Genomic DNA, 15,992 nt, shown 5'->3' with positions numbered 1-15,992 from the left:
TAGCCGGTTAAGGAGTTTTAAATTCAAAGCGGGGTTTGGACGATTAATGACTTTTTTCGCATGTGAGTTCCGCCCAGCGACCGGGTGTGACACCAAAGGCACGTTTGAAATGCCGGTTAAGGTGGCTTTGATCGGCAAACCCCGTTTCACCCGCGATATCTACCAACGGATGGCAAAGGGTAATCAGCGAGCGCGCTTTTTGCAGACGACGCATAATCAGATACCGATACGGTGTTGTTGCAAAACAGGCGCGGAATTGGCGGATCAGGCGATATCGATCAAGCCCGGTGACCTCTTCAAGCTCATCTGATTGCACGGCTCGATCAAAATTATCTTCGAGATATCGTCTGGCCCGTTCCATACGGTCCAGCGCCAGAAGACCCACAGGCTTGACGGGCCCTTTGGCATGACGCGCGAGACCGGAGGCAATGTCAGAGACAAATTGATCTATCAGCAGCGGATCGACATCTTCATCAAGATGAGCCAGCACTGAGGCCAGAGTAGAAGCCAGTTCCGGGTCGGCAATCACCGGATCTGAAACAAAAGGCAGCGAAGCCGTCTCAGCGCCAAGTCCCTGACGGAGCAATGATGGTTCAAGATAAAGCATCCGGTAACGCAAGCCGTCATCGGTTCCTGCGCCCCCGTCATGAAGTTCGTCGGGATGCAGGACAATCACGTTGCCTGGCTGGCTGGCACGGAAAGAACCACGATAATTGAAAGTCTGAACCCCCTGCATGGTTATACCCAATGCATAGGTATCGTGCCGGTGTGGCGCAAACATATTGCCAAAAAAAAGGGCTTCCATTCGTTCAATTCCCGGAAGCGGGGCTGCAGAAATGAAGCGTTCGCGCGATTTGCACAAACGTTCAAGACCGTCCGATACGGTTTGGTCTACAGCATTTTGCATGACGGTTTTCCCGAAAACCCCGGTTCTTCAAAATCAACGGATGCACAAATGTTTGATACCAAAGTCGCCATTGTTCTTCGCAACGATCTGAAAAATTGGCAATTGCTGAATGTCACGGCCTTTTTGATGAGCGGCATCGTTGCCCAGCACCCCGATATTATCGGGGAACCCTATATTGATCGCGACAAGAATATTTATAATCCCTTGTCCCGACAGCCAGCCATCGTTTTGACAGCGGATCAGGATACAATCGCAAAGGTTCATCGTCGCGCACTGGAACGCGGCGTGACCACATCGCTTTATGTAGAGGAAATGTTTTCCACCGGGCACGACGCCGCCAATCGGGAAGTTTTTGGCCAGTTTTCGCCAGATGATGCAAAGGTTGTGGGAATTGCTCTGCGGGCGGAAAAACGGGTGGCGGATAAAATCATCAAGGGTGCGAAAATGCATCCCTGACGACCGATATGCCATTTCCTCCCCCTACAACATCCACACATTTTTGAGGTGCTTGAGACGCCACCTGTTGCTGATTGCAATGATGTCAAAACGCAGATCGCCATGATGGTCGATTCGTTTGGCGAAAGTTGAAAGCGCACGGGCGATGCGCTGTTGCTGCTTGGGGCGCAATGCATTCAGTGCATCGTCAATGTTGCGGCGATTTTTAACCTCGACAGCGGCGATCAGATTGCCCTTTTGGGCGATAATATCGATCTCCCCGACCGGGCAGCGAAACCGGGTTGCAAGAATGCGGTAACCGCATAGTCTGAGCCACAAGGTACATACCCATTCTGCGCGTCTTCCGGCTCTTTCGGCCTTGCGTCGTTCATATATTCCTGCGTTGTGGGCAGTCCGACCGGATTTCATCGCTATGCTCCGGATGGTTTGGAAAGCTCAAGCGCACGATTATAAAGGTCACGCTTTTTCAAGCCGGTCTCTTTGGCAACCTGTTCGGCAGCTTCTTTTGTTCGCAAGGTTTTCAACAGTTCGACCAGACGCGCATCAATGTCGTCAGCATCGGGCTCGGCATCCCGTTCGTTCTGCGGGCCGATGATCACAACGATTTCACCCTTGGGTGCACCCTCGGCAGCGTAATGAGCAGCCAGATTGCCAAGTGTTTCTGTCCGGACTTCCTCGAACATCTTGGTCAGTTCACGGGCGACAGCGGCTTCGCGCGCATCACCCAGCATTTCGGCCATATCGGCAAGACTGCCAGCCAGCCGTTTGGGACTTTCAAGAAAGATCAGGCTCCCGGGTATACCGGAAAAGCGTGTCAGTTCCTTTTTGCGGGCTGATGTTTTGGGCGGCAGAAAGCCAGCGTAAAAGAAGTGGTCACTGGGCAGGCCGGATAAAACAAGGGCGACAATCGGTGATGAAGCCCCAGGGGCTGCCGTGACGTTAAAGCCCTCGGTCTTGCAATCACGTACCAGTTTATAGCCGGGATCATTGATCAGCGGCGTTCCTGCATCGGAAATCAGGGCAAGCGCCTGTCCCTTGCCAAGGCGGTCCATGATTTCGGGGCGCATTTTGGCTGCATTATGTTCGTGATAGGCGATCCGCTTGGTTTTTACGCCATATCGCGACAGTAATTTGCCAGACGTTCTGGTGTCTTCGCACAGGATAATATCGGCACGTTTAAGGATATCGAGCGCACGAAACGTAATATCGCCCAAATTACCGATTGGAGTAGCGACAAGATAAAGACCTGATGAAAGTGGCAAGAGTCGTTCATCCGGTTTACTTGATCCGTCGCGCGCATTACCCTGCGTGCGAAACGAGCTATCGGGAGGTGAGAGTGGGTTTTCCGAAACGTCATCCGTTGCAGAATCTGGACGGGAATTCGGCATGGTGCCGGGTCGCGCGCCGGACGGCATCTGTGGTGGTCCTTTCGCTGGGGCTTGCGGCATGCAGTGGCACCACGAGTATCACGGACCTGTTGGGCATGCAACGGGATGGGGCACCTGTAGAAACGGCAAATAACCCTGCAAACGACCCGACCAGGGCCCCTGATCAGGGGCTTCTGACGGACGCAAACCCTTGGCCGGGCGATTCTGCCCTGCCTGAGGGAGAGGGTCAGGAAATACTGACACTTTATAACGACGAGGCGGCATTGAATGAAAAGCGCGTCGCGCTTTTGCTGCCATTATCAGGTCCCAACGAGGAACTGGGGCGCGCCATGCGTCATGCGGCAGAACTGGCGATGTTTGACATTGCCGGTGACGATTTCGTCCTTATGCCGATTGATACGGCAGGAACGTATCAGGGCGGACAGGCCGCAGCCCATCAGGCGATCAATGCCGGTGCGAAAATGATCCTTGGGCCGCTCTTTGCCGAATCGGTTAGTGGTGCCAGTGAAATCGCCAAAGCTGCCGGTGTTCCGGTGATTGCGTTTTCAAACAATCAGCGGGTTGCCGAAAGCGGTGTGTGGGTTAACGGATTTGTCCCAGAAGACCAGATCGCACGTGCTTCCGGGTATGCAACCACGCAAGGCAAATATCGTTTTGCGGCTTTGTTACCGCAAAACGATTATGGCAGACAAATCGCAGGTGCCCTTCAGGGGATTGTTTCGCGGGTCGGGGGCAGCCTAGGTCGGGTCGCGTTCTATGCACCGGGTTCCGAGAATCTGGAACAGACGATCCGCGATTTTGCCAATTACGATGCACGCCGTGCAAACTTGCGGGCACGCAAGCGCGAATTGCAGGCAGATGGTTCGGCAGCGTCCCAGCGTGCATTAAAGCGGCTCGAAGGTGTCGACACACTGGGCGAACTTGACTTCGATGCGTTGATCCTTCCGGCGACCGGCGGAGAGTTAAGGCAGGTCTCTGCCCTTCTGGCGTATTTCGATATCGATAGTTCCGAAGTACAGTTCATCGGAACATTCGGTTGGAACGATCCGGGGCTTTTTTCGGAGCCGGCACTTAAGGGCGGTATCTTTGCTGCACCGGATCCGGAAAACTGGAAACTGTTCTCGGACCGTTTCGAGCGGACATTTGGAGAACAACCGCCGCGCATTTCAAGCCTTGCCTATGACAGCGCAGCCTTGGCCGCAGTATTATCGCGCGATTCTGGTGACATGACCCGCGATGCCGTTACCAACGCCAATGGCTTTGTCGGGGTGGATGGCATTTTCCGTCTCACAGCACAGGGGCGTTCGGAACGCGGTTATGCTGTGATGCAGATCCAGCCTGACGGTGCCAAAGTTGTTGCACCGGCACCCGCGGCATTTGATCAGGTCTTCTGAGCCGACAGGATAGCAAAGGCTTTAATTGATACAGAATGCCCGCCGATTATGCTTCGGCGGGCGTTTTGTCTTTATAGTTGCACAGATCATTGACAATGCAGTCACCACAACGCGGTTTGCGTGCCTTGCAGATATAACGGCCATGCAGGATTAGCCAGTGATGAGCATGTGTCATGAAGCGTGACGGCACCTTTTTCAAAAGGCCCTTTTCGACGGCAAGCACGTTTTTACCGTTTGCCATGCCCGTCCGGTTGCCGAGCCGGAAAATATGGGTATCAACAGCCATCGTGTGTTCGCCCCACGCAATGTTGCGGACAACATTGGCGGTTTTTCGACCGACACCCGGCAGTTCTTCAAGGGCATCCTGATCGTTGGGTACAATCCCGCCATGCTTTTCAACAAGTATGCGTGCCGCTGCCATTACATTCTTGGCCTTGCCGCGATAGAGCCCGATGGTTTTGATATGTTCGATCAGGGCTTCTTCGCCAAGATCCAGCATGTCCTGGGGTGTTTCGACAATCTGGAACAACTTCTTGGTGGCTTTGTTGACACCAACATCGGTTGCCTGTGCCGACAGGGCGACTGCCACCAGAAGCGTATAGGGATTGGAGTAGTCCAGTTCCCCTCTCGGTTCCGGGTCGGCGTCCGAAAGACGCTGGAAAAATTCTTCTATGGCGGCTTTGCTCATCGGGCGGGACATGGGTCTTTATCTCTGTGTTGATGCCGCATTTTGCGGTCATTTTCGGGATGTTAAGAGTTTGGCTTCCTCTATCGCCGGTCTGATCTACTGACATCGAAATATATAAACTGCCGTTCTGCAAAGGTCGAATTTTGATTGCGGCAGATATGGAAGCGTTCCAGAATTGACAGATTGGAAACGCTGCAAACCGGTCGATTACGATGCCAGCCGTACCAAGAACCGAAAAACCGATATTTCGCATCGATCTGCGCCCGCCACGTTCGTTAAGCAGGCGGGCAGCGCGCAATATTGTCGTAATACTTGCATGCGTCACGACATCAATCGGTTTGATTTTCTGGGCTGTTGGTGCGTGGCCGGTAATCGGATTTCTGGGCATTGATGTGATATTGCTGGCGCTGGCTTTTCATTTCAGTTTTCGCGCGGCAAGAGCAGAAGAGCGGATCGAACTCCGTCGGGGCAATTTGCGTGTCATCAGAATTTCTGCGCGGGGTACGCGGCAGGAATTTGATTTTCAGCCCTATTGGCTTCAGGTGGTGCTGGAACGGGGTGAGGATGATCAATGCGAACTTTATTTGCGATCGCACGGCAAGCGTTTCGAGATCGCGGGGTTCCTGGGGGCCGAGGAAAAGACGGATCTGGCCGGAAAGCTTGATCGTTTGCTGCGTCAGGCACGATGCCATCCTGACCTACAGCCCGCGGGATTATCCTGAAATCAAGGCGCGGCGGTGCTTTTCCCCAATTTCCAGACTGCTTTGCAGTCTTGGTATCCCCGATATGCTTTGGGTGAATTCCCCCATAATTAATTGCGAAAACAGTCTGAAAAGATGCAATTTTGGCCGTGAAATCGCTTCGGGAACGGGTTCCGGATACCGGATTCCGCGTTTCAGAGTAAAATTCACCCGAGATTCCCCGTTTTCACCGCTTGCGAGTTTTTGATGACTTTCATATATAGGTGCGCGGGGTAATTACCCCACGAAATTTGAGACTATTACAACCATTGGTCCCAGGAGGTCCTGCGCAGCGCTTAGATCGTGAAGGCTGCGGGACGGACCGGCCGCTAAAAGAGGAACTTACTATGGGCAAGATTATCGGTATCGACCTTGGCACCACCAACTCCTGCGTCGCAGTCATGGACGGCAAAGAAGGCCGCGTGATCGAGAACAGCGAAGGTGCCCGTACCACACCGTCGATGGTCGCTTTCACCAATGACGGTGAGCGCCTTGTCGGTCAGCCTGCGAAACGTCAGGCTGTGACCAACCCGGAAAACACCCTGTTTGCGATTAAACGTCTGATCGGCCGTCGTTACGGCGACCCGGAAGTCGAAAAAGACAAAGACCTTGTCCCGTACAAAATTGTTGCCGGCGAGAATGGCGACGCATGGGTTGAAGTTAATGGTGAGAAAATGGCACCGAGCCAGATCGCAGCCATGGTGCTTCAGAAAATGAAGGAAACCGCAGAAGCCCATCTGGGTGAGCCGGTAACCGAAGCCGTTATTACCGTTCCGGCATATTTCAACGATAGCCAGCGTCAGGCAACCAAGGATGCCGGTAAAATTGCCGGTCTTGAAGTCAAACGCATCATCAACGAGCCGACCGCAGCCGCACTGGCTTATGGTCTGGACAAGAAAGATGGTGGCACCGTGGTCGTTTATGACCTTGGTGGCGGTACCTTTGACGTGTCGGTTCTTGAAATCGGTGACGGTGTCTTCGAAGTTAAATCGACCAACGGCGATACCTTCCTTGGTGGTGAAGACTTCGATAAAAACATCATCGATTACCTTGCTGAAGAGTTCAAAAAAGAACAGCAGATCGACCTGCGTAAAGATCGTCTGGCCCTGCAGCGTCTGAAAGAAGCTGCAGAGAAAGCCAAGATCGAGCTTTCCTCGTCGATGCAGACCGAAGTGAACCTGCCGTTTATCACCGCTGACGCATCAGGCCCGAAACACCTGAATATCAAGCTGTCGCGTGCGAAGCTTGAAAGCCTTGTTGGTGATCTGATCGAACGCACGATGACCCCGTGCAAAGCGGCCCTGAAAGACGCCGGTATCACTGCAGGTGAAATCGATGACGTGATCCTGGTTGGCGGCATGACCCGTATGCCGAAGGTTCAGGAACGCGTGAAGGAATTCTTTGGCCGTGATCCGCACAAGGGTGTGAACCCGGATGAAGTGGTTGCACTTGGTGCCGCCATTCAGGGCGGTGTCCTGCAGGGTGATGTCAAAGACGTTCTTCTGCTTGACGTGACTCCGCTGTCGCTGGGTATTGAAACCCTTGGTGGCGTATTCACCCGACTGATCGACCGCAACACCACGATCCCGACCCGTAAGTCGCAGACTTTCTCGACCGCGGAAGACAACCAGACGGCTGTTACCATCCGTGTCTTCCAGGGTGAACGCGAAATGGCTGCCGACAACAAGATGCTTGGCCAGTTCGATCTGGTCGGTATCCCGCCGGCACCGCGCGGTGTTCCGCAGATTGAGGTGACTTTCGACATTGATGCCAACGGTATCGTCAACGTGTCTGCCAAAGACAAGGCGACCAACAAGGAACAGCAGATCCGCATTCAGGCATCTGGTGGTCTTGGCGATGACGAAATCGAAAAAATGGTCAAGGATGCCGAAGCCAACGCGGAATCCGATAAAAAGCGTAAAGCGCTTGTCGAAGCCCGTAACCAGGCAGAAGCAGTTATCCATTCGACCGAGAAAAACCTTGCCGAACACGGTGACAAGGTTGATGCCGGTGCGAAATCAATGATCGAAGATGCTCTGTCGGCGCTGAAAGAAGCCAAGGACGGCGAAGATCCGGAAGCGATCACCGCGAAGGTCAACGAACTTCAGCAGGCTGCGATGAAACTTGGCGAAGCCATGTATCAGGCACAGCAGGCCGAAGAAGGTGGCGAAGGTGAAACTGCCGGCGCATCTGCACAGGCCGATGACGGTGTTGTTGACGCCGACTTTGAAGAAGTCGATGACAGCAAAAAAGACAAGTAAGGCGACCGCAGAGGTCGTCTTGAACGACGCCCTGTAAATAAAAATCGGGCCGTTCCGGACGCAGATAATTGCGGGAACGGCCCGACCGTGTTTCGGAGTTACAGATGGCGAAAGAAGATTATTACGAGCTGTTGGGTGTTGGCAAAGATGCCGACGCAGCCGCGCTCAAAAGCGCCTATCGTAAACAGGCGATGAAGTACCATCCGGATAAAAATCCGGGCGATACCGAAGCCGAAGTAAAATTCAAGCAAGTCAACGAAGCCTATGAAGTCCTGAAAGATCAGGAAAAGCGTGCTGCCTATGACCGGTTTGGTCATGCTGCGTTTGAGCAAGGTGGACCGGGCGGTGCCGGTGGTTTCGGTGGCGGCTTTGGCGGTGGTTTCGGAGGCGGCGGATTTGCCGACGTTTTCGACGAGATTTTCGGGGCCATGGGTGGTGGTCGCCGTGGCGGTGGATCGTCGCGCGGCGCCGACCTTCGTTACAATATGGCCATCTCGCTTGAAGAAGCGTTTGAAGGCAAAAAGGCCGAGATCACCATTCCGGGCTCGGTTGCCTGCGAAGAATGCCATGGCAGCGGTGCCGAGGCAGGTTCGCAGCCGGTAACCTGTCCGACCTGTAATGGTCATGGCAAGGTCCGCGCGCAGCAGGGCTTCTTTACGATCGAGCGTACCTGCCCGAGCTGTCATGGCAAAGGCAAAATCATCAAGAATCCGTGCAAATCCTGCCATGGTGTCGGTCGTGTCGAACAGGAAAAGACCCTGTCGGTGACGATCCCGGCCGGGGTTGAGGATGGCACGCGTATCCGTCTTGCGGGCGAGGGTGAAGCGGGTGCCAATGGCGCACCGGCAGGTGATTTGTATATCTTCCTTGATATCCAGAATCATCGCTTCTTCCAGCGTGATGGGGCGAACCTGTATTGCCGGATTCCGATCCCGATGAGCAAGGCAGCCCTTGGCGGCACCATTGAGGTGCCGACAATTGAGGGAACTCGCACCCGGATCAACATCCCGGAAGGTACGCAATCGGGACAGCAATTGCGTCTGCGTGGCAAGGGCATGACCATCCTGCGGTCGCAGGCACGTGGTGACATGTTCGTTGAAATCAGTGTCGAAACCCCGGTCAGACTGACCGAGCGGCAGAAAGAGCTTTTGAAAGAGTTTGACGAGATTTCGCGCGAAGAAGGCAGTAACCCGGAAAGCGAAGGGTTCTTTTCCAAGATGAAGGAAATCTGGAAAGATCTGACGGATTAGGTGCTGCACCAGATCGTTCCGATTTCGGAACGAAATATATTTTAACCCCGCTCTGTTATTCCGAGCGGGGTTTCTCTTTGGCTTGATCGTTTGGCCACGGACGACTTTTGATGAAATCGATGAAGGTCCGCAACGGTGTGGGGACAAGGCGTCGCCCTGGATAATACAGTTTGGGACCCGGAAACCGCGGCCACCAGTCCGCAAGCACCGGGACGAGCGCACCGCTATCAAAATAGGGCTGAAGCCAGTCCTCAAACAGGTAAACGATACCCGTGCCCATACAGGCGGCGTGAGTCGCAAGGTCAGTTCCCCCGCCAGGGCGCACAAGCAACGGCCCGCCGGGGTTTAGTTCAATGGTTTCATCACCGCGCTCAAATTCCCATGAGATCATGGTCCCGCTTGCAAAGCGTCCGCGCAGGCAGGCATGTTCCAGAAGATCGCGGGGATGTTCTGGCATACCGTGTTTTTCCAGATATCCCGGTGACGCCGCGGCAGCAAAACGCTGGGTGCGCGGGCCAATCGGAATTGCGATCATGTCTAGTTCCAGACTTTCGTCATAACGAATACCGGCATCGCATCCTTCGGCCAGAACATCGACGAAGTTTTCCTCGGTAATGACCTCGACGCGGATATCGGGATAGGCAGCAAGAAAAGGTGGAATAAAGTGCGGTAGAACAAGGCGTGCCGCACTTACAGGCACGTTCAGTTTCAGAGTCCCTGCCGGACGGCTGCGGAAGCTGTTCACCACATCAAGAGCCAGTTCCATTTCATCAAGGGCAGGAGAAAGCCGGTTTAACAATCCTTCACCGGCTTCGGTCAGCGCAACACTGCGTGTGCTGCGGTTAAACAGCCTTACGCCAAGCTCGGCTTCCAGTCGTCTGACCTGATCGCTTAGACGTGATGCGCTTCCACCGCTGATACGGGCACCTTCGCGAAAACCGCCCGCGCGGGCAACGGTGACGAATGCGGTGATATTGGGCAGATCAATTTTCATTGTTTTGAGTCCCGTACAGCTTGTTCTGATTGTACCGGATTGTTGATCAAAACAGTAGGGTCTAGCTTCGGGACAGAAATCGAATGTCTGACATGAAAGGAGATTTCCATGTCCAATATCGAGCAAGCCGGGAATTTCAAGATCGGTGATCTAAGCGTTAAACGTATGGGTTATGGCGCGATGCAGTTGGCCGGGCCTGGTGTTTTTGGCCCACCCAAAGATCGCGACAGTGCGATCAGGGTGCTGCGCAAGGCGGTCGAAGCAGGCGTCAATCATATTGATACCAGCGACTTTTATGGCCCGCATATTACCAACCGGCTGATTCGTGAAGCCCTTCATCCTTATCAGGATGATCTTGTGATCGTGACAAAGATCAGTGCAAAGCGAGGCGATGACGGGTCGTGGTTGCCAGCACTGTCGGCTGCTGAATTGACCTCCGCAGTGCATGATAATCTGCGCAATCTGGGGATTGATGTGATTGATGTTGTCAATTTCCGATCGATGCACGGGTTGCACGGACCGGCGGAAGGTTCAATTGAAGAACAGCTTAGCGTTTTGGCCAAATTACAGCAGCAGGGATTGATCCGACATATCGGATTGTCGAATGTGACACCGACCCAGATCGAGGAAGGGCGCAAGATTTGTGACATCGTCTGTGTGCAGAATCAGTACAATCTGGCGCATCGCGATGATGACGGATTGATCGATAGCCTTGCGGCTGATGGCATTCCCTATGTGCCGTTTTTCCCGCTTGGCGGTTTTTCGCCATTGCAGTCAGAAACCCTTTCACAGGTTGCCAGGCGCCTTGACGCAACGCCGATGCAGGTTGCCCTTGCCTGGTTGTTGCAGCGTTCGGCCAATATCCTGTTGATTCCGGGTACGTCATCGTTCGAGCATTTGACGCAGAACCTTGCGGCTGCCAGCCTTAAGCTTCCGGTTGACGCCGTTGCCGAACTTGACGGGATTGCAGTGCAATCCGCGACAACAGGCTGATTGTTGATTTGTCCGACATTTGGACATTTCCGATGATTTCATCGCAGGGCGGCATGTGCTAAAGCAATGACACGTTTGAAATTGCTTGCCGGAGGAGACCGGAAATGAAAATCGGGATTGTCGGATGTGCCGGCCGTATGGGGCGCATGCTGGTCAATGAAACGTTCAAAACCAACGGCTGCGAGGTTGGCGGTGGTACCGATCTGCCAGACAGTCCGTTTGTCGGCAAGGACGTCACCCTGATTGCTGGTCTGGAAGAAAGTGGCGTTCTGGTCGGTGACGATCCCAAGGCATTGTTTAAAGCTGTTGATGCGGTGATTGATTTCACCGCACCGGCTGCGACCATGAACCATGCCAAACTGGCAGCTGAAACCGGCAAAATCCTTGTGATCGGTACGACCGGGCTTTCAAACGATCAGAAAGCGGAGCTTAAGCTTGCAGCCAAAACTGCAACCATCATTTTCGCACCGAATATGAGTGTCGGTGTGAACCTTGCCTTTGCACTGGTCGAGAAGGTTGCTGCGGTCCTTGATAAGGATACGGCTGATATCGAAATCGTCGAAATGCATCATAAACATAAAGTTGATGCACCATCAGGCACGGCACTTGGCCTTGGTGAAGCGGCGGCAAAGGGTCGTGGGGTTGATCTGGATGCGGTTTCGGTGCGGTCACGCGACGGGCATACCGGCGCACGTGAAAACGGCACCATCGGCTTTGCAACGCTGCGTGGTGGCGATGTTGTTGGCGATCACACGGTTGTTTTTGCCTGCGAGGGCGAGCGGATCGAAATTACACACAAGGCATCATCACGCGAGGTTTTCGCCAAAGGTGCGGTACGTGCCGCGAAATGGGCCGAAGGCAAGAAGCCCGGTCTTTATTCGATGCGCGACGTTCTGGGCCTTTAAACCAGCCCTGATCGGGTCATTTTATGCAAAAGCCCCGGCAGTGCTGCCGGGGCTTTTGTTTTGCTGAGGTATCCGGATATTGATCCGATCAATGGGCATCCGCCCAGCTATCCCCGATACCGGCATCCGCGATAAGCGGTACGGACAGCTGTGCGGCATTTTCCATGACCTCACGGATCACCTTGACGGCTTTTTCGGTTTCGTCTTCAGGGGCTTCAAATATCAATTCATCGTGGACCTGAAGCAGCATGCGGGTTTTAAGCCCCGCATCAAGAAGCGCACCCGGAACGGCAATCATCGCGCGTTTGATGATGTCAGCAGCACCGCCCTGAATCGGGGCGTTGATCGCGGCACGTTCGCCAAAGCTTCGGCGCATGCCGTTTTTATCATTGATGCCGTTGATATGAATCTGGCGGCCAAACAGGGTTCTGACAAAGCCATGCTTTTTGGCGAAATCTTTGGCCTGTTCCATGTAATCGCGAATGCCGGGATAGATTTCGAAATAGGCTTCGATAAAGGCTTTGGCTTCTTTTTGCGGGATACCAAGCTGGTTGGCGAGGCCAAAGGCCGAAATACCGTAAATGATGCCGAAATTGATGGCCTTGGCTTTGCGGCGGACCATCGGATCCATGCCTTCGATTGGTACGCCGAATACCTTGGATGCCGTCGCGGCGTGGATATCCTTGCCATCTTTGAACGCATCGCGTAGGGCGTCGATTTCGGCGACATGCGCCAGAAGACGCAATTCAATCTGCGAATAGTCGGCAGAAATCAGTTTGCAACCGGGTTCCGAGATAAAGGCAGTACGGATTTTACGGCCTTCCTCGCTTCTGATCGGAATGTTTTGCAGGTTTGGGTCGTTTGACGACAGACGACCGGTATTCACATTGGTCTGGCCGTAACTTGTGTGGACGCGGCCGGTTTCCGGATTGATATGATGGGCAAGCGCGTCGGTATAAGTGCTTTTAAGCTTTGAAAGCTGCCGCCATTCAAGGATTTTGGTTGGCAGGTCATGTCCCTGGGCCGCCAATGCTTCAAGAACATCCGCGCCGGTCTGCCACGCACCGGTTTTGGTCTTTTTCCCGCCCGGCAGGCGCATCTTTTCAAACAGGATTTCGCCAAGCTGTTTGGGGCTGCCCAGATTGAACGGTTCACCGGCCATTTCATGGATGGTTTCTTCAAGGGCGGCCATCCGTTTGGCAAAATCGTTCGATAGGGTTTTGAGTTTGTCCGCGTCAATACGGATGCCAAGGCTTTCCATTTTGGCCAGTACCGGTACAAGCGGCCGATCCAGCGTTTCATAGACGCTGGCCATATGTTCCTGCGCAATGCGGGGCTTCAGAAGCCGGTGCAGGCGCAATGTGATATCGGCGTCTTCGGCAGCGTATTCAAGCGCCTTGTCGAGCGGAACCTGATCAAACGTGATCTGGGTCTTGCCCGATCCGCAAACATCGGAAAACTTGATTGGTTTGTAATCCAGATGCAGTTCGGCCAATTCATCCATGCCATGGCCGTGGCTTGTGCCGTCCAGAACATAGGACAGCACCATGGTGTCGTCTATCGGGGCGACATTGATGCCATGACGGGACAATACGATCATATCGTATTTCAGGTTCTGGCCGACCTTAAGAACGCCCGGGTCTTCCAGAAGAGGTTTGAGTAAGGCAATCGCGCGATCAAGCGGGATTTGTTTTGGGACATCTATTTTTGCCGGTGCCTCGGCAGGGGCATCGAAATCGAAACCACCCTGCGCTTCGCCACTTTCGCTGTGACCCTGTCCGTGTCCGACAGGGATATAACAACCATTGCCCGGTTCGGTCGAAAGCGAAATGCCAACCAGCTTGGCCTGATGGGCATTAAGTGATGTGGTTTCGGTATCGACAGCAAGCGTACCGGCATATTCAGCCATTGAAATCCAGTGTCTTAGGCGGTCTTCATCCTGCACAAGTTCATATTCTGCCTTTTCAACACTGATATCATTGACACCGGTTCCGGGTTCGACAATGCCCTCGGCATCAACAGAACCACCGAATTTCGCCTTTATTTTAGAAACCAAAGATTTAAAGCCGTGTGTTGAAACAAAGCTTAAAAGAACATCCGGATCAGGTTCGCGCAGTTCGAAACCATCAAGTTTCTCGACAACCGGAACGTCGGTTTTGAGGGTCACCAGATCGCGCGAAATGCGGGCCAGTTCGGCATTCTCGATCAGTTTCTCACGGCGTTTGGGTTGCTTGATTTCTCCTGCACGTTCCAGCAAACCATCCAGATCGCCATATTCATCAATCAGTTGGGCTGCGGTTTTGATACCGATGCCTGGTACACCGGGTACGTTATCAACGGAATCGCCAGCCAATGCCTGAATATCAATGACCTTATCCGGTGTGACGCCGAATTTTTCGAGAACCTCTGGTGCGCCAATGGTGCGATTCTTCATCGCATCAAACATTTGCACCCGGTCCGTGACAAGTTGCATCAGGTCCTTGTCTGAAGACACGATAATCACATCGGAACCTTCGGCCTCAGCCTGTCGGGCGTAGGTCGCGATCAGATCATCGGCCTCGTATCCTTCGAGTTCGATCGAAGGCAGGTTGAAGGCACGCGTCGCATCGCGGATAAGCCCGAACTGGGGGACCAGTTCTTCGGGCGGCGGCGGACGGTGCGCTTTGTATTCGGGATAGAAGTCGTTTCTGAACGACTTACCCTTGGTATCGAAGATAACCGCCATATGATCGGGCTTGGTATCTTCGCGCAATTTCATCAGCATGGTACAGAAACCATACACCGCATTCACCGGTGTACCATCCGGACTGGTCATCGGAGGCAAGGCATGGAAGGCCCGGAAAATAAAGCCCGATCCGTCAACCAGAACAACGCGACGGGGGGATTTACCGGTGGATGGCGCAGAATCTGTCATGCGTCTAATGCTCATTCATTCGTGTGATTTGATGGCCCGCAGAATGCCCGATCCAGCGGGCTAAGTCGAGTGGGGCATCGCCGAAAGCGGGAATATATTGGCTGTTTCCGGCTCTACTACTGACAGGAGACTGTCAGGAGAGAGCAAGAATTTTGACTATCGTGTCGATATCGAAATGAAAACTTCGGTCATGATCGTATTCTGACCATTTATGTCAGGATGTCGCTTTGGGCTTATCAGGACGCACAGGGATTGATATGGTCTATCGCAGTGCAACTTCCCTTCGGGAAACGGGAGAACCGGTCATTGCCGGCGATGGAAGATAAACCGGTTTTCAAGCCACAAGGCATCGGCATTGAAACCGCAGAACCGACGCGCGAGCTGCATGACGACATGAAGCTGGTAAATCGGCGCAAGAAGGCCAAAAAAGCCGAACGGGTTGCGCGGTCCAACGGATCGGGATGGCGCAGGTTCTTTAGTGCGTCCTCATGGATGCGCTTTCTTATTACGTTTGGAATTTTCGGGCTTTTCCTGCACGGTTTGTTCGTTGTCTTTGGCGTTTATGACCGTAACCAGCGCCTTCCGGCGGTCGACCATTTCGTGCTGCTGATCAAACTCGTGGTGTTCATCGCGCTGATGTACCTGTTTTACGCGATGCTGATGCATTACGGGCCGATCCGCCACAAGGTGCGCGGGATATTCTTCCTTGCACTCGCCCCCGTGGCGGCGGTTTGCATTTTCATGATTTATGGCGGTGGGCAGCTATTCGGTAGTTTTCTGCCGGTTTTGCAGTTCCTGACCCTTACCATCGGCGTAGGGGGATTTCTGCTTTATGTGTTGGGTTACACATGGGTTACCGGTCGCACTGTTCGGCGCGAAGCAGATCGTTATGACCGGATGGAGCATGTAAGGAACCAGATTTCGAAAGAGGGTGCCTCTGCCGGATTGCCGCCCGGTGTGGCCGGAGACCGGCGCAAGGTGCACAAAGCTGGCAGTCTTCGCCTGCGCAAGGATGATGACGGATCATCAAACGGCAGTGGCACGGGGGGCGGCAGTTCGTCAGCAGTAAACAATAAAGTGCGTTTACCGGAAATCTGATCGC

General features: G+C 53.7%; 14 protein-coding genes. 8 read left to right on the top strand and 6 right to left on the bottom strand.

Going from position 1 to position 15,992, the window contains the following annotated elements; translation table 11 throughout:
- Positions 1–43: 43 nt before the first annotated feature.
- A complete protein-coding gene (locus R1T41_RS07260; protein WP_317340919.1) occupies positions 44–907 on the bottom strand; it encodes an AraC family transcriptional regulator in 864 nt (287 codons plus the stop codon).
- Between the two features lie 48 nt (positions 908–955).
- Here R1T41_RS07260 and R1T41_RS07255 point away from each other — a divergent pair, with 48 nt between their 5' ends.
- The gene (locus tag R1T41_RS07255) at positions 956–1,363 is read left to right on the top strand and encodes a DUF2000 family protein (RefSeq protein WP_062950163.1); all 408 of its coding nucleotides are present in this window, start codon (positions 956–958) and stop codon (positions 1,361–1,363) included.
- Between the two features lie 24 nt (positions 1,364–1,387).
- Here R1T41_RS07255 and R1T41_RS07250 read toward each other — a convergent pair whose 3' ends face one another.
- Positions 1,388–1,771, bottom strand: a complete 384-nt coding sequence (locus tag R1T41_RS07250) for a YraN family protein (protein ID WP_317340917.1) — start codon at positions 1,769–1,771, stop codon at positions 1,388–1,390.
- A 2-nt stretch (positions 1,772–1,773) separates the two neighbouring features.
- The gene (rsmI, locus tag R1T41_RS07245) at positions 1,774–2,625 is read right to left on the bottom strand and encodes a 16S rRNA (cytidine(1402)-2'-O)-methyltransferase (RefSeq protein WP_317340916.1); all 852 of its coding nucleotides are present in this window, start codon (positions 2,623–2,625) and stop codon (positions 1,774–1,776) included.
- A 74-nt stretch (positions 2,626–2,699) separates the two neighbouring features.
- On the opposite strand from rsmI, the gene R1T41_RS07240 reads away from it, so the two are divergent.
- Positions 2,700–4,145: a penicillin-binding protein activator gene (locus R1T41_RS07240; protein WP_317340914.1), complete on the top strand. Its 1,446-nt coding sequence runs from the start codon at positions 2,700–2,702 to the stop codon at positions 4,143–4,145.
- Between the two features lie 46 nt (positions 4,146–4,191).
- Here the strand turns inward: R1T41_RS07240 and nth are convergent, their stop codons facing one another.
- Positions 4,192–4,833 (bottom strand): endonuclease III, encoded by a 642-nt coding sequence (gene nth, locus R1T41_RS07235; protein ID WP_317341568.1) that lies wholly within the window; start codon positions 4,831–4,833, stop codon positions 4,192–4,194.
- Positions 4,834–5,045: 212 nt separating this feature from the next.
- On the opposite strand from nth, the gene R1T41_RS07230 reads away from it, so the two are divergent.
- The 3 genes from R1T41_RS07230 to dnaJ all read left to right on the top strand — a co-directional run bounded on the left by R1T41_RS07230 (position 5,046) and on the right by dnaJ (position 9,084).
- On the top strand, positions 5,046–5,555 hold the full coding sequence (locus R1T41_RS07230; protein ID WP_317340912.1) for a DUF2244 domain-containing protein: 510 nt from the start codon (positions 5,046–5,048) through the stop codon (positions 5,553–5,555).
- A 365-nt stretch (positions 5,556–5,920) separates the two neighbouring features.
- Positions 5,921–7,834, top strand: a complete 1,914-nt coding sequence (gene dnaK / locus R1T41_RS07225) for a molecular chaperone DnaK (RefSeq protein WP_317340910.1) — start codon at positions 5,921–5,923, stop codon at positions 7,832–7,834.
- 104 nt (positions 7,835–7,938) lie between these two features.
- Positions 7,939–9,084, top strand: coding sequence for a molecular chaperone DnaJ (dnaJ, locus tag R1T41_RS07220; RefSeq protein WP_007088588.1), 1,146 nt, complete (start codon positions 7,939–7,941; stop codon positions 9,082–9,084).
- A 55-nt stretch (positions 9,085–9,139) separates the two neighbouring features.
- Here the strand turns inward: dnaJ and R1T41_RS07215 are convergent, their stop codons facing one another.
- Positions 9,140–10,078, bottom strand: a complete 939-nt coding sequence (locus R1T41_RS07215) for a LysR substrate-binding domain-containing protein (protein WP_317340908.1) — start codon at positions 10,076–10,078, stop codon at positions 9,140–9,142.
- Positions 10,079–10,186: 108 nt separating this feature from the next.
- Between R1T41_RS07215 and R1T41_RS07210 the strand changes: the two genes are divergently transcribed.
- Both R1T41_RS07210 and dapB read left to right on the top strand, forming a co-directional pair.
- Positions 10,187–11,071 carry an aldo/keto reductase family oxidoreductase gene (locus R1T41_RS07210; RefSeq protein ID WP_317340906.1) on the top strand — a complete coding sequence of 295 codons (885 nt, stop codon included), beginning with the start codon at positions 10,187–10,189 and terminating at the stop codon, positions 11,069–11,071.
- A gap of 104 nt (positions 11,072–11,175) precedes the next feature.
- Complete coding sequence (dapB, locus tag R1T41_RS07205; RefSeq protein WP_114123166.1) at positions 11,176–11,976, top strand: 4-hydroxy-tetrahydrodipicolinate reductase; 801 nt, start codon at positions 11,176–11,178, stop codon at positions 11,974–11,976.
- A gap of 88 nt (positions 11,977–12,064) precedes the next feature.
- Here dapB and polA read toward each other — a convergent pair whose 3' ends face one another.
- Positions 12,065–14,890: a DNA polymerase I gene (gene polA, locus R1T41_RS07200; RefSeq protein ID WP_317340904.1), complete on the bottom strand. Its 2,826-nt coding sequence runs from the start codon at positions 14,888–14,890 to the stop codon at positions 12,065–12,067.
- A 315-nt stretch (positions 14,891–15,205) separates the two neighbouring features.
- Between polA and R1T41_RS07195 the strand changes: the two genes are divergently transcribed.
- Complete coding sequence (locus R1T41_RS07195) at positions 15,206–15,988, top strand: hypothetical protein (RefSeq protein WP_317340902.1); 783 nt, start codon at positions 15,206–15,208, stop codon at positions 15,986–15,988.
- Positions 15,989–15,992 lie beyond the last annotated feature (4 nt).

Source organism: Thalassospira lucentensis, assembly GCF_032921865.1.
Lineage (GTDB): Bacteria > Pseudomonadota > Alphaproteobacteria > Rhodospirillales > Thalassospiraceae > Thalassospira > Thalassospira lucentensis_A.
The sequence above is the reverse complement of the archived record's forward strand: the minus strand, read 5'-3'. Positions and strand labels throughout refer to the sequence as shown.

Bases quoted from the DNA above. Each gene is read 5' to 3' on its own strand.
- dnaJ (WP_007088588.1), top strand. From the start codon at position 7,939: ATGGCGAAAGAAGATTATTACGAGCTGTTGGGTGTTGGCAAAGATGCC.
- nth (WP_317341568.1), bottom strand. From the start codon at position 4,833: ATGAGCAAAGCCGCCATAGAAGAATTTTTCCAGCGTCTTTCGGACGCC.
- R1T41_RS07215 (WP_317340908.1), bottom strand. From the start codon at position 10,078: ATGAAAATTGATCTGCCCAATATCACCGCATTCGTCACCGTTGCCCGC.
- dapB (WP_114123166.1), top strand. From the start codon at position 11,176: ATGAAAATCGGGATTGTCGGATGTGCCGGCCGTATGGGGCGCATGCTG.
- R1T41_RS07255 (WP_062950163.1), top strand. From the start codon at position 956: ATGTTTGATACCAAAGTCGCCATTGTTCTTCGCAACGATCTGAAAAAT.
- polA (WP_317340904.1), bottom strand. From the start codon at position 14,890: ATGACAGATTCTGCGCCATCCACCGGTAAATCCCCCCGTCGCGTTGTT.
- R1T41_RS07230 (WP_317340912.1), top strand. From the start codon at position 5,046: ATGCCAGCCGTACCAAGAACCGAAAAACCGATATTTCGCATCGATCTG.
- R1T41_RS07260 (WP_317340919.1), bottom strand. From the start codon at position 907: ATGCAAAATGCTGTAGACCAAACCGTATCGGACGGTCTTGAACGTTTG.
- R1T41_RS07250 (WP_317340917.1), bottom strand. From the start codon at position 1,771: ATGAAATCCGGTCGGACTGCCCACAACGCAGGAATATATGAACGACGC.
- R1T41_RS07195 (WP_317340902.1), top strand. From the start codon at position 15,206: ATGGAAGATAAACCGGTTTTCAAGCCACAAGGCATCGGCATTGAAACC.
- dnaK (WP_317340910.1), top strand. From the start codon at position 5,921: ATGGGCAAGATTATCGGTATCGACCTTGGCACCACCAACTCCTGCGTC.
- R1T41_RS07210 (WP_317340906.1), top strand. From the start codon at position 10,187: ATGTCCAATATCGAGCAAGCCGGGAATTTCAAGATCGGTGATCTAAGC.